The sequence below is a fragment of the Clostridium sp. NkU-1 genome (assembly GCA_001312405.1).
The window spans coordinates 49,744-71,112 of record BBDR01000019.1 but is presented as its reverse complement, the minus strand read 5'-3'; the positions used below and the strand labels follow the sequence as shown (position 1 = coordinate 71,112).

At 45.7% G+C, this 21,369-nt stretch carries 19 protein-coding genes, 9 pseudogenes, 1 riboswitch and 1 other annotated feature; of the genes and pseudogenes, 14 read left to right on the top strand and 14 right to left on the bottom strand.

What is annotated here, in order from left to right:
* The first annotated feature begins 45 nt into the window (after positions 1 to 45).
* The 10 genes and pseudogenes from JCM10519_RS21290 to JCM10519_RS21250 all read left to right on the top strand — a co-directional run bounded on the left by JCM10519_RS21290 (position 46) and on the right by JCM10519_RS21250 (position 6,219).
* Positions 46 to 285 (top strand): PTS sugar transporter subunit IIB, encoded by a 240-nt coding sequence (locus JCM10519_RS21290; protein ID WP_347845053.1) that lies wholly within the window; start codon positions 46 to 48, stop codon positions 283 to 285.
* Positions 286 to 287: 2 nt separating this feature from the next.
* Positions 288 to 590, top strand: coding sequence for a PTS lactose/cellobiose transporter subunit IIA (locus JCM10519_RS21285; protein ID WP_054741675.1), 303 nt, complete (start codon positions 288 to 290; stop codon positions 588 to 590).
* A gap of 207 nt (positions 591 to 797) precedes the next feature.
* Complete coding sequence (locus tag JCM10519_RS21280) at positions 798 to 1,700, top strand: HTH domain-containing protein (RefSeq protein WP_054741673.1); 903 nt, start codon at positions 798 to 800, stop codon at positions 1,698 to 1,700.
* Entirely contained in the window at positions 1,697 to 2,218 is a 522-nt protein-coding gene (locus JCM10519_RS21275) for a PRD domain-containing protein (protein ID WP_054741670.1), read from the top strand. The genes JCM10519_RS21280 and JCM10519_RS21275 overlap by 4 nt, the downstream gene beginning before the upstream one ends.
* Positions 2,178 to 2,693 (top strand): PTS sugar transporter subunit IIA, encoded by a 516-nt coding sequence (locus JCM10519_RS21270; RefSeq protein WP_054741668.1) that lies wholly within the window; start codon positions 2,178 to 2,180, stop codon positions 2,691 to 2,693. The genes JCM10519_RS21275 and JCM10519_RS21270 overlap by 41 nt, the downstream gene beginning before the upstream one ends.
* Positions 2,694 to 2,813: 120 nt before the next feature.
* Positions 2,814 to 3,971, top strand: a pseudogene (locus JCM10519_RS21265) (family 1 glycosylhydrolase).
* A gap of 84 nt (positions 3,972 to 4,055) precedes the next feature.
* Positions 4,056 to 4,238, top strand: a complete 183-nt coding sequence (locus tag JCM10519_RS32735) for a family 1 glycosylhydrolase (protein ID WP_347845066.1) — start codon at positions 4,056 to 4,058, stop codon at positions 4,236 to 4,238.
* Positions 4,239 to 4,249: 11 nt separating this feature from the next.
* A pseudogene (locus tag JCM10519_RS21260) lies at positions 4,250 to 4,557 on the top strand (PTS sugar transporter subunit IIB).
* Between the two features lie 25 nt (positions 4,558 to 4,582).
* Positions 4,583 to 5,841, top strand: a pseudogene (locus JCM10519_RS21255) (PTS sugar transporter subunit IIC); the annotation flags it as partial.
* Positions 5,839 to 6,219 carry a PTS lactose/cellobiose transporter subunit IIA gene (locus JCM10519_RS21250; RefSeq protein WP_347845065.1) on the top strand — a complete coding sequence of 127 codons (381 nt, stop codon included), beginning with the start codon at positions 5,839 to 5,841 and terminating at the stop codon, positions 6,217 to 6,219. The pseudogene JCM10519_RS21255 and the gene JCM10519_RS21250, both read left to right, overlap by 3 nt.
* Before the next feature lie 118 nt (positions 6,220 to 6,337).
* Here JCM10519_RS21250 and thiD read toward each other — a convergent pair whose 3' ends face one another.
* The 14 genes and pseudogenes from thiD to JCM10519_RS21185 all read right to left on the bottom strand — a co-directional run bounded on the left by thiD (position 6,338) and on the right by JCM10519_RS21185 (position 17,284).
* Complete coding sequence (gene thiD / locus JCM10519_RS21245) at positions 6,338 to 7,156, bottom strand: bifunctional hydroxymethylpyrimidine kinase/phosphomethylpyrimidine kinase (RefSeq protein ID WP_054741666.1); 819 nt, start codon at positions 7,154 to 7,156, stop codon at positions 6,338 to 6,340.
* Positions 7,153 to 7,688: pseudogene (gene thiE / locus JCM10519_RS21240) on the bottom strand (thiamine phosphate synthase). Before thiE ends, thiD begins: the two are co-directional and overlap by 4 nt.
* Before the next feature lie 153 nt (positions 7,689 to 7,841).
* Positions 7,842 to 8,177, bottom strand: a complete 336-nt coding sequence (locus tag JCM10519_RS21235; protein ID WP_347845064.1) for a hydroxyethylthiazole kinase — start codon at positions 8,175 to 8,177, stop codon at positions 7,842 to 7,844.
* A gap of 55 nt (positions 8,178 to 8,232) precedes the next feature.
* Complete coding sequence (locus JCM10519_RS21230; RefSeq protein WP_054741662.1) at positions 8,233 to 8,670, bottom strand: hydroxyethylthiazole kinase; 438 nt, start codon at positions 8,668 to 8,670, stop codon at positions 8,233 to 8,235.
* A gap of 13 nt (positions 8,671 to 8,683) precedes the next feature.
* Positions 8,684 to 9,238 (bottom strand): energy coupling factor transporter S component ThiW, encoded by a 555-nt coding sequence (gene thiW, locus JCM10519_RS21225; RefSeq protein ID WP_054741660.1) that lies wholly within the window; start codon positions 9,236 to 9,238, stop codon positions 8,684 to 8,686.
* A 44-nt stretch (positions 9,239 to 9,282) separates the two neighbouring features.
* Positions 9,283 to 10,589, bottom strand: a pseudogene (thiC, locus tag JCM10519_RS21220) (phosphomethylpyrimidine synthase ThiC).
* Between the two features lie 94 nt (positions 10,590 to 10,683).
* Positions 10,684 to 10,790, bottom strand: a riboswitch (TPP riboswitch).
* 51 nt (positions 10,791 to 10,841) lie between these two features.
* A pseudogene (gene trpA / locus JCM10519_RS21215) lies at positions 10,842 to 11,614 on the bottom strand (tryptophan synthase subunit alpha).
* A pseudogene (gene trpB, locus JCM10519_RS21210) lies at positions 11,607 to 12,788 on the bottom strand (tryptophan synthase subunit beta). The pseudogenes trpA and trpB overlap by 8 nt, the downstream one beginning before the upstream one ends.
* A gap of 6 nt (positions 12,789 to 12,794) precedes the next feature.
* Positions 12,795 to 13,418 carry a phosphoribosylanthranilate isomerase gene (locus tag JCM10519_RS21205; RefSeq protein WP_347845052.1) on the bottom strand — a complete coding sequence of 208 codons (624 nt, stop codon included), beginning with the start codon at positions 13,416 to 13,418 and terminating at the stop codon, positions 12,795 to 12,797.
* A 22-nt stretch (positions 13,419 to 13,440) separates the two neighbouring features.
* The gene (trpC, locus tag JCM10519_RS21200) at positions 13,441 to 14,145 is read right to left on the bottom strand and encodes an indole-3-glycerol phosphate synthase TrpC (RefSeq protein ID WP_347845051.1); all 705 of its coding nucleotides are present in this window, start codon (positions 14,143 to 14,145) and stop codon (positions 13,441 to 13,443) included.
* A gap of 64 nt (positions 14,146 to 14,209) precedes the next feature.
* A pseudogene (gene trpD / locus JCM10519_RS32730) lies at positions 14,210 to 14,793 on the bottom strand (anthranilate phosphoribosyltransferase).
* Entirely contained in the window at positions 14,705 to 15,226 is a 522-nt protein-coding gene (locus JCM10519_RS32725; protein ID WP_347845050.1) for a hypothetical protein, read from the bottom strand. The pseudogene trpD and the gene JCM10519_RS32725 overlap by 89 nt, the downstream one beginning before the upstream one ends.
* Positions 15,227 to 15,811 (bottom strand): gamma-glutamyl-gamma-aminobutyrate hydrolase family protein, encoded by a 585-nt coding sequence (locus JCM10519_RS21190; RefSeq protein ID WP_054741658.1) that lies wholly within the window; start codon positions 15,809 to 15,811, stop codon positions 15,227 to 15,229. It abuts the gene before it with no gap.
* Positions 15,811 to 17,284 (bottom strand): annotated as a pseudogene (locus JCM10519_RS21185) (anthranilate synthase component I family protein). Before JCM10519_RS21185 ends, JCM10519_RS21190 begins: the two are co-directional and overlap by 1 nt.
* Before the next feature lie 192 nt (positions 17,285 to 17,476).
* Positions 17,477 to 17,742 (bottom strand) — a binding site (T-box leader).
* Between the two features lie 396 nt (positions 17,743 to 18,138).
* Here JCM10519_RS21185 and JCM10519_RS21175 point away from each other — a divergent pair.
* The 4 genes from JCM10519_RS21175 (at position 18,139) to JCM10519_RS21160 (ending at position 21,366) form a co-directional block, all read left to right on the top strand.
* Positions 18,139 to 18,387: a hypothetical protein gene (locus JCM10519_RS21175; protein WP_347845049.1), complete on the top strand. Its 249-nt coding sequence runs from the start codon at positions 18,139 to 18,141 to the stop codon at positions 18,385 to 18,387.
* Positions 18,374 to 19,621: a radical SAM protein gene (locus JCM10519_RS21170; protein ID WP_347845048.1), complete on the top strand. Its 1,248-nt coding sequence runs from the start codon at positions 18,374 to 18,376 to the stop codon at positions 19,619 to 19,621. Before JCM10519_RS21175 ends, JCM10519_RS21170 begins: the two co-directional genes overlap by 14 nt.
* A gap of 342 nt (positions 19,622 to 19,963) precedes the next feature.
* Positions 19,964 to 20,251 (top strand): DUF2087 domain-containing protein, encoded by a 288-nt coding sequence (locus tag JCM10519_RS21165; protein WP_054741650.1) that lies wholly within the window; start codon positions 19,964 to 19,966, stop codon positions 20,249 to 20,251.
* A 5-nt stretch (positions 20,252 to 20,256) separates the two neighbouring features.
* Positions 20,257 to 21,366, top strand: a complete 1,110-nt coding sequence (locus tag JCM10519_RS21160; RefSeq protein ID WP_054741648.1) for an MFS transporter — start codon at positions 20,257 to 20,259, stop codon at positions 21,364 to 21,366.
* The last annotated feature ends 3 nt before the right edge of the window (positions 21,367 to 21,369 follow it).

The following is a 21,369-nucleotide window of genomic DNA, read 5'->3' as shown; positions in this document are numbered from 1 at the left end:
TGTTATGCAACGGCGGATTATCAACCGGTATTTTAGTAAAAAAAGATGAAGGCAGCAGCAGAGGCAGCATCTTATGAGTGTCAGATATCAGCAGCGCCCGTTTCCTCTGCAGAGGAGGTGGGAGGGGATGCGGATTTGATCCTTATGGGGCCTCAGGTAAGATTTCAGATGAGTACTGTCAGCCGCCAGGTGAGCTGCCCGGTTGCTTCCATCGAGCCAACGGCTTATGGAACCATGAATGGAGAAAAAGTACTGAATCAGGTGAGAAAGGAACTGGGTGACTAAGGATGGAAGAGCTCGAAATGATCTGCCTGCAGGTGATCAGCAATGCGGGAGAGGCCAGGAGTGAGTGCATGTGTGCGCTGGAATCTGCCCGGAACGGAAGGTTTAAGGAGGCGGAGCATTATTTGAACGAAGCATCGGAACGAATGCAGAAGGCCCATCATATCCATACGGATCTGATTACAAAGGAGGCTAACGGCGAGCTTTCCAGGATCGGGCTGATCCTGGTGCACAGTGAGGATATCTTAATGGGAGCAGAGATCACTTTGGCACTGGCAAGGGAAATGGTGGAGATATATAAACGGTAAAACAGAATTCATGAGTGGAGTTTACTGGAGCCTGTGTCAAAAGACACGGGCTCTTATGGATGGGAGAAATGTTATGGGAGCCCCAGCCGGGCCACACGCCTGCATTTACCAGAATTAATGTGGTAAAAATGTAAATGGAAAAATTGTGTCCACCATGTTATGCTGATAATAAGGTTTTGTGGGACCAAAAGTTTGAAGGAGACGGCTATGCTTTGGAAACAGTTGCAGGAATTGCTGATGCTCTTGAGTCAGGAAGAATACAGAACGGCTTTGACATTGGCGGAACGGCTGAAGGTCAGTGTAAAGACGGTACGGCTGAGACTGAAGGATTTAAGCGGGCTGCTGGAAGGCCATGGAGCGGAAATAAGCTCAAAAGCGAGATTTGGATATATACTTCGGATTCATGACCAGGAGAAATTTGACGCATACATAAAGGCAGAAACGGAAAATACGGAACATTTTCCGGAGAGAGAAAGTGAGAGAAGAGAGTATTTGCTTGCATATCTGGTTTCCAGGATGGATTATATCAAGATAGAAGAGCTTTGTGATTTTCTCTATGTTTCAAAATCCACCCTGTCCAATTCTCTTAAATCGGTGGAAGGAATATTAAAGCGCTACGGCCTTTCCATTGACCGGAAGCCTAATTACGGAATCAGGATCCAAGGTGCGGAATTTGATATCCGCAGGCTGTTAAGCGACTATTTTATCAAACGCCAGGGCTTGGCCGGGGTGGATATCAGCCACCAGGAAAGCGAACTGATCCATCTGGCAGAAGTCATAAAAGGCCTTTTAAAGAAGTATGGGATCCGCCTTTCCGAGATTGCCTTTGAGAATTTTGTGGAATATACCTATGTGGCCAGAAAGCGGATGAAGTCCGGCTTTTATCTTCAGATGGACAAGGAAAGCCTGCCGGAAATAGGAGGAAAGGAATCTGCCCTTATCCGGGAGCTTATTTCTGTTGTGGAGACCCAGGAACAGATTATCTATACGACTGATGAGGAACATTACCTCTTACTTTATCTGGCCGGAAAAAGGATGATAGGAAGCACCCTGGAAAATGACACCAATTTTGTGATCAGGGAGCAGACTGATCAGCTGGCCCTGGCATGATGGAACTGGTGAGCAGGGAATACGGGCTGGAAATGCATAATAATTTTGAGATACGCATGACCTTAAATCAGCATCTGGTCCCCTTTGATATCAGGATCCGGTTTGATATTCCGCTGAAAAACCCTATCCTGGAAGACATCAAGCAAAGATATTGTCTGGCATATCAGATATCCTATGAAGCGGTAGGAGTTCTTAAGAAACATTACAAAAAGGATATTTCCGAGGACGAGATCGGATATTTTGCCCTGATCTTCCAATTGGCCTTGGAAAAGGACAAGATGGATCCCTGTTCGGATATTCTTGTGGTGTGCAGCACGGGAAAGGGCAGCTCCCGGTTATTGAAATACAAATATGAAAATGAATTTTCAGGGTATTTAAGGAATATCTATGTCTGCGATCTTCTGGAGCTGGAGCATTTTGATTTCCAGAAGATTGATTATATTTTTTTCTGCAGTCCCCATCACCATGGAGGTCCCGGTGCCTATTGTAGAGGTAGGGGCGTTTCTGGAGGCAGATGATATCCAGAAGATCACACGGACTCTCAGAAGAGGCAACAGCCGGGGGATCATAAAGCGGTATTATACTCCGGAGCGGTTGCTTACATGGGTGGAAGGGAAGTATAAGGAAGACATATTAAAGTATCTGTGCGGCGTGATCAGGAAGCAGGAAAAGGTGGATGAAAATTTCTATGAGCTGGTGCTTGAGCGGGAGACCTTTGCACAGATGGATTATGGAAATTATATTACACTCCCTCACCCGAACCAGATCGCTTCGGAGGAAACCTTTGCTTATGTGGCGGTCCTTAAAGAGCCGGTCATCTGGAACAAGCTTCCGGTCCGGATCGTCCTGCTGATTTCCATAGGAAGAAAAGAGGACAGAAACCGTCAGACCTTCTATGAAACCACCGCACGGTTTGCCCTTAATAAGGAGGCGATGAATCGGTTGATACAGGAACCGGAGTATGAGACTTTGCTCGATCTGCTGGAAGAATAAGGGTACCACATTCAGACTGGAGAAGAACTGCCAGATTGAATGTGGTATTTTTTTCGTTGGAGTTTTGGGAGGTCTGATGATACCATACAGATAAATGATTGAAGGAGGGAAACAATACTTATGCTGAGAAAGGATTTTCTGTGGGGAGGCGCAGTGGCAGCCCATCAGCTGGAAGGAGCCTGGAAGGAAGGAGGCAAAGGCGTCAGCATTGCCGATGTGATGACAGTCGGAGCCAATGGAAAGGAACGAGAGATTACAGATGGGGTCATAGAGGGAAAATATTATCCCAACCATGAGGGCATTGATTTTTACCACCGCTATAAAGAAGATATCCTTCTTTTTGCAGAAATGGGTTTTCAGTGTTTCCGCACCTCCATTGCCTGGACCAGGATTTTTCCTACGGGAGAAGAGGAGGAACCCAATGAAGAAGGCCTCCGTTTTTATGATGGCCTGTTTGATGAGTGCAGAAAGCATGGGATCCAGCCGGTAGTGACCCTGTCCCATTTTGAAATGCCCTATGAACTGGTGGTAAAGTACGGCGGCTTTAGAAGCCGCATCTGTGTGGAATTGTTCGTAAAGTTTGCCAAAGCATGCTTTGAACGGTACAGGGACAAGGTGGCCTATTGGATGACCTTTAACGAGATCAATAACCAGGCAGATTATGAAGGAGATTTTGGGCCATTTACCAACTCAGGACTTCTTTTTAAGGAAGGAGATGACAGGGAACATCTTATGTACCAGGCGGCCCATTATGAGTTGACAGCATCAGCCCTGGCAGTAAAGGCAGGACATGAGATAAATCCTGATTTTAAGATCGGCTGTATGATGGCCATGTGCCCCATATATCCCTTCTCCTGCGATCCCAAAGATATGATGATGGCCATGTCTTCCATGCAGAAGCGCTGCTGGTTTGCAGACGTCCATGTAAGAGGACAGTATCCGGAATACATAAAGGCGTTTTGGAAACGGAAGGATCTGGTCCTGGATATCACACCGGAAGACTTGGAGGCGCTTAAAGCGGGCTGTGTGGATTATATCGGGTTCAGCTATTACATGTCCTTTACTGTAAAGCACAGGACGATAATCCTGATTATGATTACCGCGAAGGTCGAGACAGGGTGGAAAATCCTTATGTAAAGGCAAGCCAGTGGGGATGGCCCATTGATCCGGAAGGGCTTCGTTACACCATGAACTGGCTGTACGACAGGTACGGGCTTCCCCTGTTTATCGTGGAAAATGGCTTTGGTGCCTATGACCAGCCGGGAGCTGACGGCATGATCCATGACGGATACCGGATTGAATATTTAAAGGCCCATATAGAATCAATGAAAAAAATGTGTGGACCAGGATGGAGTGGATCTCATGGGATATACTCCATGGGGATGTATTGACCTGGTATCCGCAGGGACAGGTGAGATGGAAAAGCGCTACGGCTTCATCTATGTAGATAAGGACAATCAGGGAAACGGAACAGGAGAGAGGAAGAGAAAAGAAAGCTTTTACTGGTTCCAGAAGGTAATCAAAACAAACGGAGAGGAATTATAGGAGGAAAAGGTATGATAAAGATTCGTTTATTTTGCAATCAGGGAATGTCTACAAGCCTGCTGGTGAGTAAAATGAGGCAGGCAGCCGCAGAGGAAGGGCTGGAGGCGGACATTATGGCATTTCCAGTCAATGACCTGGATGAAAACCTGGGGGAGTGGACTGCGCACTGCTTGGGCCTCAGGTGGGATACTTAAAGGACAAGGTTTTAAAGACATGTGAAAGTCATCAGGTTCCAATGGATGTGATCCCCATGATCGATTACGGCATGTGCAATGGTAAAAAGGTCCTGGAGTTTGCCCGGAAAATAGCCGGTAAATAAGAATAGAAAGGGAGAGACAGTAAGGATGAAAGAGTATTTAAATAATAAAGTAATTCCTAAATTGATGGTATTTATTAATACAAAGGCTATTCGTGGATTAAAGGATGGCTTGCTGTATTCCATGCCAATGATGATCATCGGCTCTATTTTTCTGCTTCTGGCAAACTTTCCATATACGCCCTTTTCCGACTGGCTGAAGGCAGCAGGCATTACGCCGGTGTTAAATCAGGCATTTGAAAGTACCTTCAATATTATGGCTTTAATTGCTTCTGTTGGTATTGCATATACCTATGTGAAAAATGAGGGATATAACGGGATGCCGGCAGGGGTGATTTCTCTGTGTACCTATCTGCTGCTTCAGCCGTCTCAGGTGACCAGTCAGGAGGGGACTTCTGTGGGTGTTATTTTTAAGACCTGGACCGGAGGACAGGGAATGATCGGTGCGATCTTGATCGGACTCATTGTAGGCTGGATTTATACAGTATTTTTAAAGAAAAATATCACCATTAAAATGCCGGAAGGAGTTCCAGAGGGAGTGACAACCTCTTTTACGGCTCTGGTTCCAGGCGCGGTGATCATTATCGCAGCCTCTATTATCTTTGCAATTGTAAAAAAACGTGTATGCCACAACCCCAATGGAATGGATCTATAAGAGCATTCAGATTCCGCTGCAGGGCTTGACGGATTCCTTTGGAGGAGTCATTGCCATGGGATTTTTGATTCCATTTTTCTGGTTCTTCGGCATTCATGGCTCAACTCTTGTGGGGGGAATTATGGGACCCATTCTTACTGCCAATACTGCCGCAAATCAGGCAATTATTGACAGCGGAAGGGAGTTGACTCTGGCAAATGGCGGACATATTGTTACCCAGCAGTTTCTGGATCAGTTTATGACGGTTACAGGGGCAGGGATCACCATTGGCGTGGTCATATACCTTACATTTTTTTGCCAAATCGACCCAGTGCAAGCAGGTCGGCAAGCTGGGGATCGGCCCCGCGTTCTTTAACATCAATGAGCCGGTGCTTTTCGGCACACCGATCGTGTTAAACCCTATTATGGCAATTCCCTTCATGCTGATGCCCGTGCTGTCGGGAATCATTCAGTATCTGGCGATTTATACGGGACTTTGCCCCATGTACAAAGGAATTCTGGTGCCATGGACGTGCCCGCCCATTATCTCAGGATTTTTAATCGGAGGCTGGAGAACGGCACTGCTGCAGGTGGTGATTCTGACATTGTCATTCTTCGTGTACCTGCCTTTTATCAGGGTGATTGACAAAATGTATGAAAAACAGGAAAATCAAGCCCAGGCTGATTGTTTCTGTATAGAGAGAAAAGGTGGAAAGATGCAGGAAATGGAACTTATTTGCTTTCAGCTAATCACTGCGGCAGGCGGAGCAAAATCAAATTATATTAAAGCAGTGCAAAAAGCAAAACAAGGAAGATATGAAGAGGCGGAAAAACTGATTGCAGAGGGAGATGAAATGATGAAGCAGGGACACCTGCCTCATGCGGACCTAATTCAGAGAGAAGCGGCAGGAGAGCCGGTGTCTATGGGGCTTATCCTGACTCATGCGGAGGATCAGATGATGAGCACAGAGGTCTTTAAGGTCATGGCCGAAGAGCTTATTGATCTTTACAGGAAACTGGAAAGCAAATAGAACGGGATTCTGCAAAAGGAAACGAAACTGCTGTTTATGGCGGGAACAGGTAATGCTTCCCGCCATAAACAGCATAACAGCTTTCTTTTCAGTTTCCTGTTTTTATTTCCTTTTCGTTTCACCCAGCGGAATGGGTTTCAGCTTTCCACCCATGCCACAAAGGCCCCCGCCCTTTTCCCATCGTTAATCCGGCTCTTAAGGCTCCGTTTAAATAGGACTTTGCTGCGCGGATGCTCTCTTCCAGCCCCATGCCTGCGGCCAGTCCGCAGGCAATGGCAGAGGACAGGGTGCAGCCGGTTCCATGGGTATTTGGATTGTTGATCCGTTCGCCTGGAAACCAGGTGACAGATCCGTTACAGCAAAGAACATCATCAGCACCCTGGACATTATGACCTCCCTTTAACAGGAAAGAAGTCTGAAATACCTGGGAGAGCTCTATTGCGGCCTCTTCCATATCTTTTCCAGTGCATATCCGCTGCCCTTTTGTGGATAAAAGGGCTTCTGCTTCCGGTATATTGGGGGTAACCAGTGTTGCCAGGGGGAACAGCCTGCTTGTTAAAGTCTTAACATCCTGTGGGTTTAAAAGAGAATGCCCGCTGGTGGATACCATGACCGGGTCCACGATCACGGGAGACTGGTTATATTTTCTCAGCTTTTCTGCGATGATTTCAATAGAAACGGAGGTCCCGGCCATGCCGATTTTTACAGCTTGCGGCGGAATATCGGTAAACACGGCCTCCAGCTGGGCGGCAAGCATCTCCTGACTAACTGGTTCCGTCAGAAATACACCTGTGGTATTTTGTGCGACCAGGGCAGTAACAACGCTGGAGCCATAGACACCCAGAGCCGCTGCGGTCTTTAAATCCGCCTGTATTCCGGCGCCGCCGCTGGGATCAGTGCCTGCTATGGTGAGGAAGGAAGGGAGAATCAGGCTCATAGGCTCACCACCTTTAAAAGCTGTTCTTTTAAGCGGTGGACGGCTTCGGTAATATCCCTTTGTCCGAATATACCGGAGACAACCGCGGCCCCGGCTGCGCCGGTTCCTTTCAGGCTGGAGACATTTTCAGCGGTAATTCCTCCGATTGCTGTTACAGGAATGGGGACGGAGCGGCAGATTTCAGACAGTTGTTCCAGGGATAAGGGAATGGCATCCTTTTTTGTGGAACTTGGAAATATGGCTCCTGCGCCTATATAATCAGCTCCATCCATCCATGCCCTTTTCGCCTGATCTATGTTTTTGGCAGTCACGCCAGAATGCGGTCTGGCCCGATGAGCCGGCGGACCTCTGCCGGAGGTAAATCCTTCTGTCCTACGTGTACGCCATCCGCATCGCACTTAAGGGCGGTTTCCACATCATCGTTGATAATCAGCGGGATTTTGTAACGCCTGGTAATCTGGCGGACCATAAGGGCTTCTTCCAGAAATGCGTTTTTATCCATGCGCTTTTCACGGAGCTGGAGAAGGGTCACCCCGGCAGAAAGAGCTTCTTCGATCTGGGCTGTTAAGGTTTTTTTCTCCTGTAAATGCCTGGTCTGTTACCGCATACAGGAGCAGCATGTCTTTATGAAACTTCAATGTTTATCCCTCCTTTTAAGGTGCTGTCATTCAAGAGGCTAACCTCATCAATAAAGCAGCAGCGGAAGCTGCCTGTACCAGCCTGGAACGTCTCCGCTTTTTTTAGCAGCCCGCTCCCCACAGAGGCCGGCAGCAGCCGTGGCAAGAGCGGCTGCCTGGAAAACGGCGTGCTGGGAGGAGGCAGGCCCGGCGGATGCCACATAGGCGGCAATGATACCGTCCAGCATGCAGCCGCTGCCCGTAATGCGGGCCATTTGGGGACAGCCGTTCCTGATGAGACAGGTTTCCTTCCCGGAAGCTACGATATCAATGGCCCCGGTCATGACGGCCACAGCTCCGGTTGCAGCACTCAGTGCCCTGGCTGTTTCCTTAAGAGCCTCCAGGGTATCTTCCCTTATTTCATCTGAAAAAGAAGCATCAACTCCCCGGGCTGAGGAATCAGAGCTGTTTCCGTTTTTTTATGTTTGTTCCGGTCAGTTCCTTTAACAGGATCCGGAGCTCTGATGCATTTCCCCTGATAACGGTTGCCTTTACTTCCTTTAAAAGGGAAAGAGCCGTTTCGGTTCGGTAACGGGAGGCACCAATCCCCACCGGGTCAAAGATGACTGGATGGTTTCGCCGGTTTGCTTCCAGACCGGCTTTTATCATTGCAGCTACTGTAGTCTCTTTGGGGGTTCCTATGTTTAAAAGAAGGCAGTCGGCCAGGGCGGATATTTCCGAAGCTTCTTCCGGCTGGTCCGCCATAATGGGAGAACCGCCGCAGGCTAAAATAATATTTGCCACGTCTCCTGCCGTCACATAATTGGTGATGCAGTGAACGATGGGCTGCTTTTCCCTGACCAGTCCGGCCAGGGAATCATGAAATTTCCTATTCATATTCCGTCTCCCCCTATTCGTTGATGAGCCGCTCAAAATAGGAAAACAGGCCAAGGCGGCGCAGCATTGCAAGTAAGACCGCAGCCAGTACGGTTCCTGACAGGGTGCTCATGAAAAATGGAACTACAAAGAAAAAGACGGCTATTTCTTTTCCCATGAGAAGGGCTGCCACCGGATAGCAGAGCAGGCCTCCGATGAGCCCTGTCCCAATCACTTCCCCAAGATAAGCCGGCAAAAGCTTCCTGGTCTTTTGAAACAGACAAGCCCCGAGAAATGCACCTGCCATGCTTCCCGGAAAGGCCAGCAGGCTTCCGGTTCCCATAAGATTCCGTATAAGAGAAGCAGAGAAAGCCATGGAAACGCCGTAGACAGGTCCTAAGAACACCCCTGCCAGGACATTTGCCAGATGCTGTATTGGAAAACATTTAGAAGCTCCCACCGGAATGGAAAAGCCGGAGAGGGCTACCGTAAGGGCTGTCAGCATTCCGCTGACCACCAGCTTTTTTATCCGTACTCTGGAGGCGGCAGAAGAATTGCTGCAAATAGTAGGTGATATTCGATCATTCATGAAAATTCCTCCTGTTTATGTAATTTAAAAATTTTCATAAGCTATCATTCATCATAAATATTGACGATCTCCCCGTCTAAAATCCGGTTCATATTTTTCATGGCACAGAAATTGCCGCACATGGAGCAGGTATCTTCTTTTTCCGGTTTTGACGCTGCCCGGTAGCGTCTGGCTTTTTCCGGGTCAATGGATAACTGGAACATGGCTTCCCAATCCAGCCGTTTTCTGGCATTGCTCATCTTATGATCCCACTCCCTGGCGCCCTGATGCCTTTGGCAATATCAGCCGCATGGGCAGCAATCCGGGCGGCAACGATTCCTTCTTTTACATCTGCCCCATCCGGCAGCTTCAAATGCTCTGCAGGAGTCACATAGCAGAGAAATGCCGCTCCGGCAGCAGCGGCCACCGCTCCTCCGATGGCAGCGGTGATATGGTCATATCCCGGCGCAATATCTGTGACAAGGGGTCCCAGAACATAAAAGGGCGCACCCTTGCAGATTGTCTGCTGTATTTTCATATTAGCTGCAATCTGATCCAAAGGCATATGGCCGGGGCCTTCAATAATTACCTGTACATTTTTCTCCCATGCCCTTTTTGTCAGTTCCCCAAGCGTCACCAGCTCCTCGATCTGGGAAATATCAGATGCATCTTCCAAGCACCCCGGCCGGCAGGCGTCTCCCAGGCTTAAGGTCACGTCATGCTTCTGACAGATTTTCAAAATCCGGTCATAATGCTCATAAAAGGGATTTTCCTCCCCGGTCATCTCCATCCAGGCAAAGATAATAGACCCGCCTCTTGAAACAATGTTGGTCAGCCGTTTTGCTTCCTTGAATCTCCTGGCCGTCTGCTTGTTGATCCCAACGTGAATGGTCATAAAGTCCACCCCGTCTTCCGCGTGCATTTCCACGATCCGTATCCATTCCTCGGCGGTGATTTCCCGAAGGGGCTTGTGATAATAAACAACAGCATCGTAGATAGGAACCGTGCCAATTATTGCCGGACATTCGGCCGTCAGCTTCCTGCGGAATTTCCGGGTATCCCCAAAGGAGCTTAGATCCATAATGGACTCTGCCCCCATGAGAACTGCGTCCTTTACTTTTTCTAGCTCCATGTCCAGGTCATTCAAATCCCTGGAGGTCCCCAGATTCACATTGATCTTTGTTCTCAGCATGGAGCCGATCCCGCTGGGCTTTAAACAGTTGTGGTTCTTATTGGCCGGAATGGCAACCTTTCCTTCCGCTACCAGTTCCCGGAGCTTTTCCGGCTCCCATTGCTCGTGCTCAGCTACCGCTGTCAGTTCCTTTGTCAGAATGCCTTTTCTTGCGGCATCCATTTGTGTGGTGTAATTCATGATTGTTCCTCCTTTGTCTCGTAAGCGGAGGGATTGTAAGGGCTCATTGCGCGCAAAAAGAGCCTATACCAACAGGTATAGGCTCGGAACTATGCAATCATCCTATATGAATCCCTACGTTGGCATTACCCAAATCAGGTTATAAAGGTCGAAGTTGATGACTTCCTCTCAGCCCGCCTACGAGCTCCCTCTTGTGGCACTAGTGTAGCATTCCCCTTCCTGCTTGTCAAGGAAAACATCCCGAACCGGATGTCAGCCGGATATGGCGGCCTTCATCTCCCTTACGTAGTCGCAGACAGGCCCTGCACAGTCTTTTCCATATTCTGCGGCGATTTTCACAATGGCGCTGCCCACAATAACGCCGTCCGCATGTTTGCTCATTTCCCTTGCCTGCTCCGGTGTGGAGATGCCAAAGCCAATGGCGCAGGGAATATCCTTTGCCTCCTTTACAAGGGAAACCATTTCACTGATATCGGTGCCTATTTCATTTCTCACTCCGGTCACGCCCATGGAAGAAACGCAGTAGATAAATCCTTCCGATTCTGATGCAATGGCCCGAATGCGCTCCTTTGAAGTGGGAGCGATGAGAGAAATCAGTTCGACCCCGTATGTTTTGCAGAAGGGCAGCAGTTCCTCCCGTTCCTCAAAGGGCATATCCGGCACGATCAGGGCGTCAATGCCGCATTCCGCCGCATTTTTTATAAACCGTTCGCTTCCATAGACGAAAACAGGATTGATATAAGTCATAAAAGCCAGAGGAACATCGGTTTTTTCACGTATCCGTTTTACAGAAGCAAAAAGCTTATCCGTGGTGGTTCCTGATGCCAGAGCCTCATATCGGCTTCCTGTATCACGATCCCTTCTGCGATCGGGTCAGAAAAGGGGATTCCAAGCTCAATGAGATCCGCTCCGGCTAAAGCCATGGCAGGAACCAGCTCCTCTGTGGTGGCAAGGTCAGGATCTCCTGCCGTAATAAATGGGATAAATGCCTTTCCCCTTAAAAATACTTCACTTATTCTACTCATAGATTTCAACCCCCTTATAACGGGCAATGGCTGCCACATCCTTGTCGCCCCGCCCGGATAAATTAATGACAATGATATTTTCCTTTTCCATGGAAGGAGCGATCTTTCTGGCATAGGCGACTGCATGTGCGCTTTCAATGGCAGGAATGATCTTCCAGACGGGATAAGTATTCAAAGGCTTCCACAGCCTCCTGGTCTGTAACAGAGACGTAGTCAGCTCTTCCCGAATCATGAAGTGCCGCGTGCTCCGGCCCTATGCCCGGATAATCAAGTCCTGCGGAAATGGAGAACACAGGGGCGATCTGGCCGTACTCATCCTGCAGAAATAGGACTTCATGCCGTGGAAGATTCCAAGAGAGCCTGTGGTAATGGTAGCCGCGTGCTTTCCTGTTTCAATGCCGTGTCCTGCGGCCTCGCAGCCCACCAGCTTCACGGAAGGCTCATTTACAAACTCATGGAAGATTCCCATGGCATTGCTTCCTCCGCCCACGCAGGCGATCACCATGTCAGGAAGCTTTCCTTCTGCCTCCTTTAGCTGTGTGCGTACCTCCTTGCCGATGATGCTCTGAAAGTCCCTGACAATGGTGGGAAATGGGTGAGGGCCCATGACAGACCCTAAAACATAATGGGTGTCAGCCACCCGGCTGGTCCATTCCCTCATGGTCTCGTTTACCGCATCCTTTAAGGTCTGGGTGCCGCTTGTTACAGCGTGGACCTTTGTGCCTAAAAGCTCCATGCGGAATACATTTAAGGCCTGACGGTCCGTATCCTCTTTTCCCATGAAGACCTCACATTCCATTCCCATGAGAGCGGCAGCGGTAGCAGTGGCAACGCCGTGCTGCCCGGCCCCTGTTTCAGCGATGACCCGGGTCTTTCCCATCTTCTTTGCAAGAAGGACCTGGCCCAGGGCGTTGTTGATTTTGTGGGAGCCGGTGTGGTTTAGATCCTCCCGTTTTAAATAGATTTTCGCTCCGCCCAAGTCTTTCGTCATCCGCTCTGCGTAGTAGAGCAGAGAGGGTCTTCCCGTATATTTGTTGTGAAGATCCTGAAGTTCTTTTAAGAACTCCTCATCATGGCTGTATTTCTCATAAGCCTCTTCCAGTTCATTTACCGCATTCATCAGCGTTTCGGGGACAAACTGTCCGCCGTGCTGTCCAAACTTTCCTTTTGACATGGCTGTTCACTCCTTACTATTTGTATGATCTCTTTTATTTTTTTTGGGTCTTTTTTTGCCCTCTGTTTCCACAGAACTGCTTAGATCCAGGCAAAAGGCCTTTGTTTTCATGGCCTGCTTTATGTTTGAGGCATCGATGCCTCCGGCCAGGAACCAGGGCTTTTTTATGTCCGGTATCATGGACCAGTTAAAGGTCTTCCCGCTGCCGCCGTAGAGTCCTTTGGCATAAGTATCAAAAAGCAGGAAGTCTGCGGGAAGGTCCTCTGCCTCCTTCATATCCTCTGGCTGCCGGACCCGTATGGCCTTTATGACAGGAAGGCCGGGGGCCAGGCGGCTTTTTAGTTCCATCATATAATCCCGGTCCTCATCGCCGTGAAGCTGGATAAGGTCAATGGTTTTATTCTCTGCAAGGGACAGGATATCCTCTATGGGGCTGTTTACGAAAACGCCCACTGCAGGTATCTCCGGCAGCAGCACCTCCTCAAGCAGCTTTGCCTCCGGTCCCGTAATACGGCGTTTTCCAGGAGCAAATACGAAGCCAGCGTAATCCGGCTTTAAGGCGTTTACTGCCAGAATGTCTTCCCTGCGGGTCAGGCCGCATATTTTGATCCGTTTTCTTTTGGAAATCATTGTGCTGCCCTCTTAAATCCGTTTAAGATTTCTTTTTTTTGTCAGGGGAACGCATCAGGCTTTCCCCGATCAGTACGGCATTGACCCCGGCTTCTGACAGGAGCCTGATGTCAGTCCCGCTTTTGATCCCGCTTTCCGCCACGAAAAGCACGTCAGAGGGAACCATGCTCCTTAAGCGGAGGCAATTGTTAAAATCCACCTCAAAGGTTTTTAAATTCCGGTTATTCACTCCGATGATCCTGGCTCCTGCCGATAAGGCGGAGTGGATCTCCTCTTCGTCATGGGCCTCCACAAGGGTGCTTAAGCCAAGGCTGCTGCACAGCCTTAATCCTTCTTTCAGGGCTTTTGTATCTAAGAGAGCGCAGATGAGAAGGACTGCGGCCGCGCCTATGGCCTTTGCTTCATAGATCTGGTAGGGATCCACCGTGAAATCCTTTCTGAGAAGAGGGATATTCACCTCATGGCCGATCTCTGTTAAATAGCTGTTGTTTCCGAGGAAATATTCCGGTTCCGTGAGAACGGAAATGGCATCAGCCCCGGCAGCTTCGTAATCCTTTGCGATTTCCACATAGGGGAATACCGGAGCAATGAGGCCCTTTGAGGGAGAGGCACGCTTTACCTCGCAGATAAAGGAAATGCCTGGTGAGGAGAGGCTTTGCTGAAAGGAAAGACCTCTATCCTTTGTTGCCTCCAAGGCTTTAAATGCCAGTTGCTCCATGGTCTTCATGGGGATTTTTTTCTTTTGCCGTCTCCGCCCGTTTTTTTGGAGGCGGCTGCCAGGACGTCAAGTATCATAATGCCACCTCGCTGGTCATTTTTACAAACTCTTCAAGCTTTTCTGCGGCTTTTCCTGAATCAATGAGGTGAGCCGCCTTTTCGATGCATTGGGAAATGGTGCAGTCATCGATTCCCAGGTACAGGCTTAAGGCAGAGTTTAAGATGACGATATCCCGTTTTGGCCCATGGAGCTTACCATTTAAGATATCCCTGGTGATCTGGGCATTCTCTGCAGGCGTGCCGCCAACCAGCTGTGAAAGGCTGCACCGCTTTAAGGAAAACTGCTCCGGTGTGATCTCATAGGGAGTCAGTTCTCCGAAACGGATTTCACACACATGGCTGGGGCCTGTGACTGTGGCCTCATCAAGTCCGTCATCTCCGCACACCACCAGTCCCCGTTTTACTCCCAGATTGCTTAATACCTGGCCAGGGGTTCCACCAGCTTCCTGTCGTAGACTCCTAAAAGCTGCATGGTGGCTCCCGCCGGATTGGAGAGAGGGCCTAAGATATTAAAAATGGTCCGCACCCCAAGCTCTTTCCGCACCGGTCCGGCATATCTCATGGAAGAATGGTAGGCCTGGGAGAAGAGAAAGCACATGCCTGTTTTCTTTAATATTTCCCCTGACTGCTCCGCTGTAAGGTTTAACTTCACCCAAGGTGCTCCAGCACATCAGCAGCCCCGCTTTTGCTGGAACGCTGCGGTTGCCGTGCTTTGCCACGGGAACGCCCCCTGAAGCCACTACAAATGCGGTGGTGGTGGAAATGTTAAAGGTGCCGGCCTCGTCGCCGCCTGTGCCTACGATATCAATGACAGGAAAGTCCGGTTCCAGCCTTAAGGCCTTTTCCCGCATAACCGTGGCACAGGCAGTGATCTCGTCAATGGTTTCCCCTTTCATCCGCAGTCCCGTTAAAAATGCGGCCATCTGGGCCGGGGTGGTTTCCCCGCTCATGATCTCGTTCATGACCTCTTTTGCAGCCTCAAAGCTTAAATCCTGTCCTGAGATTACTTCATGGATTGCCTGCTGAATCATTTAATCTGCCTCCTTTATATGAATGGATAAGAAATTTTCAAGTATGGTAATCCCATTTGGCGTCAGGATGGATTCCGGATGGAACTGAAGCCCGTAAAGGGGATATTCCTTATGCTTTACTGCCATAATTTCCCCCATGTCATCGGTCCCGATTACGGTCAGGCAATGGGGAAGGGAATCTTTTGCGGCAATGAGAGAGTGGTACCTGGCGGCCAGGATCTGTTTCGGAAGCCCATGAAAGATGGGATCAGAAGCATCGATGGTAAGGAGGCTCTGTTTTCCGTGCATCAGCTTTCTTGCGTGGGTGATCTCGGCCCCGAATACTTCGCAGATTCCCTGGTGCCCTAAGCATACCCCAAGGATGGGGATTGTTCCGGAAAGCTTCCTTACCACGTCCTCGCAAATGCCTGCGTCCTTTGGATAGCCGGGACCAGGGGAGAGGATGATATGGCTGGGAGATGTCTCCCTTATTTCTTCCACGGTCATCTCATCGTTTCGTATGACCCTGATATCAGGATTTAAGCCGCCGGCCATCTGGACTAAGTTGTAGGAAAAGCTGTCGTAATTGTCAATTAAGAGAATCATCAGTCATTTACCTCCCCTGCAGTTTCAATGGCCCGGATCACGGCCTTTGCCTTGTTTTCCGATTCTTCGTATTCCCGTTCAGGAACGCTGTCTGCCACAATGCCGCCTCCTGCCTGAACATATACCTTTCCCTGGCTCTTTACCGCCATGCGTATGGCAATGCAGGTATCCATGTTTCCGGTGAAATCAATGTAGCCCAGAGCTCCTCCGTAAATGCCCCTTGGCTCTGCTTCCAGCTTCTCAATGATCTCACAGGCCCGGATTTTCGGAGCACCGGAAAGGGTGCCTGCCGGAAGGACCGCCTCTATGGCATGAAAGGCGTCCCGGTCAGGGGTAATGTCCGCCTCCACCTGGGAGCAGATGTGCATGATCCGGGAATAACGGTGGATCATTTTATATCCTGTTACCTCTACGGTGGAAAACGCTGCGATTTTCCCTAAATCATTTCTTCCCAGGTCCACCAGCATGTTGTGCTCCGCCAGCTCCTTTTCGTCCGCCAGAAGTTCTTTGGAAAGCCTGTTGTCCTCCTCCTCATCTCTTCCTCTTGGCCTGGAGCCTGCCACAGGAAAGGTGGTGAGCCGCCCGTTCTTTAAACGGACCAGGGTTTCCGGGGAAGTGCTTATGATTTCAGTATCATCCATGTAGAGATATACCATATAGGGGGATGGATTGGTGGTTCTTAAGACCCGGTAGGCATTGAGAAGACTGTCCTCATAATCGCTTGTGAACTGTCTGGAAAGCACCGCCTGGAAAATGTCTCCGTTTACGATATAATCCTTTGCCCGCTCCACCATGGAACAGAATTCCTCTTTTGTCACATTGCACCGGAACTTAGGACGGCTTGTAACTGCCGATCTTTTTAGGGGGATATGTTCTCCGATCATGGCAGCCATGCTTTGAAGCCTTGTGCAGGCTTTCCCGTAATTTTCCATGACCCGGTCAGTTTTCATATTGACCACCAGGCTGATTTTCTGTTTCAGATGGTCATAAGCGATGACCGTATCAAACAGCATTAAGTCAAAATCATTGCAGGCACCTTTTTTTTATGGACAGGACAGGTTCTGCATAGCCGATCATGCTGTAGGCAAAATACCCTACAAATCCTCCGGTAAAGGGGGGAAGTCCGGGAAGCTTTGGGGAGCGGTAATCCTTTAAAATATCCCGCAGCACATCATAGGGCTTCCTGGTATGGATCACCTGGTCTGCCTCCGGCTGGTTGTAATGATGTATTTTTACCACATGATCCTTTAAGGTGACTTTTAGGACCGGATCATAACCAAGAAAGGAGTAGCGTCCCCACTTTTCGCCTCCCTCAATGCTTTCAAGCAGATAATACCGGCTGCTGTTTGCTGCGATCTTTCGCAGCAGAGTAATGGGTGTGACAATGTCTGCAAATATTTCCCTGCAGACCGGGATGACGGGATAGGAAGCGGCAAGGGCTTCGATTTCCTTACAGTCCGGCGTGATGTTCATGGTTTATTACGCTCCTTTCTTAGTTATCACTCATGTTTTTTGCTGTTGACCAGCAGACACCTCATAGCAGGCAGTGAGGTAATTGGCCCTTGCAGAATTTGCCGGATACAGGAATGCAGGTATTCCTGCGTCTGGCTCATTGTCTGCAGAAATAAAAAAAGGCCTCCGTCCCTCCTCCATACTGCTATGGATAAGAGGGACGAAAGCCTGATAATTACGGTTCCGTGGTACCACCCTGATTGGAGAAGATAGACTTCTCCCGCTTTACAGCACACCAACATGTGCCTCCCCTTGATAACGGATAGGAAACCCGTCGACATCTACTTCCGGTCATAAAACCGGTTTCAAGCCGCCCTCGCAGGTCCATTCAGACCAGACATCAACGCTTCCTCGCACCAACCGGAAGCTCTCTGTGCATGATGAAAAAAATCTTACTTACTCCTGCTCGACAGTTTATCATTTTGTTTTGCTACAGTATATGAGATTAAAATTAAAATGTCAATACTTTTTTTGAACTTTGACGAAAAAAAATTGTACAATAAGATATCAGAAAAGTCGGAAACATAAAAAGTTTTATATCTGAATCAGAAAATGTTAAATTACAGTTTCCCCAAACTTTGAGAAAATTTTTAAATCCGGTGGAAAAATAAATGGAATTATATAAAAATAAATATTTTATACATTCAGGTGAAAAAAACATACGAAAATTGCAAAAATATTTTATAAAGGAAAGGATGTGGTAACGTATATTTAAGTTTAGGAATGTTTCTGTTAAAAACTAATACTTAGAGTTTTATTAACTAGGGAGAGGAGAGTATGGTTATTTGCTTTAAAATACATCATATGTGGATAAAATGAAGAAATTACTTATTTTTCCGCCTGGTTGGACTCCGGTGGGACCTTATTTAGCATTGCCTGTTTTAAAATCATATTTAAAAGAACGGGAAAACATAGATATAAGCATTGCTGATTTGAATATTGAGTTCTATGATGAACTCTTATCTGTCAAACGTGTAAAAGAATCATTGGAGATTATAGAGAGACAAAGTTTGCTAAAAGGACGGGATAAATTGACGTTTAATTTAGTATATGAAAGCACTTAATGCAAAATATCATTCACGCATATTTTCGTTTGTTGATGAGACTTTTGAGTCAGGAAGAATGGTAGAACTGGCGGAAATGTTAAATCATGAACAGTTAAAATTCTTTTGGCACGGAGAAACAAGATTTAGCCCAACATTGACAATAGAAAAATGCGATGAAATATATAGAAGTGGTTGCAGGCAAATTCAATTTGGTTTGGAATCCTATAACCAGCGTGTTTTGGATAAAATGAAAAAGAATATAAAAATTGAATGGGTTGATATGAATATACATAACTGCCTAAAAAGAGGAATACCGGTTCATCTGTTTTTTATGACTGGTTTTCCTACCGAGACAGAGGCTGAGGCTCTGAGGTCAATTAACTATACCACTAAGATTTTACATGAATCAAAGCATAAGTATCATGTTCCTTATTCCTCGAGAGGATTTCAGGAATTTGGTTTGGATATAGGCTCAGATGTATGGTATCATCCCGAAGAATATAGAATTAGTAAAATATATCGTGATGACAGAGGGGATTTATCTACAAATGTTACTTTTGACATAGCGGAAGGCTTATCGACAGAAGCAAGTAAAAAGCTGGTAAGCAAGTATCAATTTGAACATCAATCAGATAAGTTATTTGCACAATATATGTTATTGCCGGAGCGATTGCATGTTTCGGAGGTAACATGGATATTGGATTCTATAAATAAAACAAAATACAAAAGTACAAAAACCAAATTAATGTATGACATAAGAAAACAAAATAAAAATGCATTTATATTTTTTAATGAAAATGTCAGTTTTCAGGAAATTGAAGATTGTGCTTTTTCATATAACAAAGGTGTTGTTTTATATAACAGTATGAATCATTTTGTATTCTATGTGGATTATAAATATAAAAATATAATAGAGAATCTGGTAAAAGGAATGACTTTACAAAATTTAATAAGTGATGATCAGGAAAAATTAATAGATGAGATAAACAAAATGATATATTTTGATTTTCTTAATATCAGTAATAGCAGTCATAAAGATAAATACTTTGAAGATTATGAAAAAACTGATTGTATATTAAATGATCAATTTGTTGTAAAAAAAGCAGATGATTCTGAAGGTATATATTTATTAAATGTAATTACCTGTGATATGTGTAAAATTAATGATTTTTCACTTTTGTTATTAGATTTTTTTCAAAACCGGACAATCTCTGGAATGCTTAAAAGAGGAGTTAAAGAAAATCAAATTTAATTTTAAAGGTAAGGACCTGGACAATTTGTTTTTTATTATGCTTAATTCAAGGGTTCTAATACCTTTAGAATAAATATAATTGAGTGGAGGTGATAATATGGACAAACAATTACTTGAAAAACTTAATGAACTTGAAGAAAAAGAAATAGTTGCAGAGAGTTTGGAAAATCAGGATTATGTAATGAAATATTCACCTTGAAGTTTTGGAAATGTCTTTTAAGGGTATAAAGCTTTCGAAAAAGTTCTTTTTTTCAATGAGGATATGTTTATTGAAGAAAGAAACTTTTTCGATATATGAATTGGAAAAGTTAAATCATTATAAATAAAGAAAGAGGAATGGAAATGAAAAATGATTACGATATAACAGAAGAAGAACGAAAAAAAACAATTAAAAAATATTTAAACCAAGATGGAAGCATAATACAATTTCCAGCAAAACAAAAAGGGAAAATTATAATTTTAGGAGAGATTGTAAATAAATTTTCAGCTGAAATACATTATAGTGAAGTTGAAATTAATACAATTTTAAAAACAATTTATCATGATTACTCATATATTAGACGCTTACTGGTTGAATATGGATTTTTAGAACGTACAGATTCTGGTTCTGAATATTGGATTAAGGAGTAATAAGGTTGAAAGAAAAGTTCATCAATAAGCAGCTGGCGAAAGAAAACAAAAATTATAAAAAAAGCATTATTCTGCTGATTACAGGAAGAATTACTTCAAGATTCGGGTCAGCCTTTTATCTTATTGTTTTACCATTATTCATACTGAACATTTCAGGCAGCTTGGCCTGGTCAGGGATATTCTTTACTTTAACTGCGATTCCAGCAATTATTGTTACTCCATTTTTGGGATTAGTCGTGGATCGTTTTAACAGAAAAAAAATTATTATTTTGTGTGATTTAATAACAGCGATTTTATATTATATTTTATTTATTACAAATAGTTTAAACGATATTTACCTGGGAATTTTATTGTTTCTTACTATTATAATAAATATAATTAATAATATATTTGAGATAGCTTCCAAGGTTATTTTCACCGAAATCGCTCCATTGGAAGTGATTGAAAATTATAATGGAGTAAAGAGTTTTGGTGATAATGCGGCAACATTAATTGCACCGATAGCGGGGACGCTCATATTTGGCCTGTGGGGATTAAAACTAATATTAGTAATCATGGTTATTTTGTATATGGTATCTGCTGTTCAGGAAAGTTTTATACAGTATACTCCATGTAAGCGTGATTTACAGGAAAGATCCAATTGGGTTAAAGAACTTGGTGATGGAATATATTTTGTTCGGAATAATAAGGAAATATTAAGTCTTTTTATTTTAATTATGGCTTTGAACTTTTTTGCAGGTGGAAGTGAAGAGGTGATGAATCCTGGGATTTTAATTCAAAAATATCACATATCCGAGGCATTATTTGGATTTACATCAACGTCTGCAATTATTGGGACATTTATTGCAGGTATCTTCATTTTTAAAAATAAAAAAATAAAATTACAAGAATATATGTATTATTTTATTATTGCAAACAGTGGTTTGATGATTGCAACAGGCGGGTTATCCATAATTTTCTATCAAATGAAATTTTTATATTTTTATTTGTTTTTATTTCTTCAATTTTTAATTGGTTTTTTTACTACCTGCGTAAATGTACCTTTGAGTTCCTACCTGCAAACTCATATTCCGTTAAAATATCAAGGCCGTTTTTTTTGCTTTACTGGCATTTAGTGC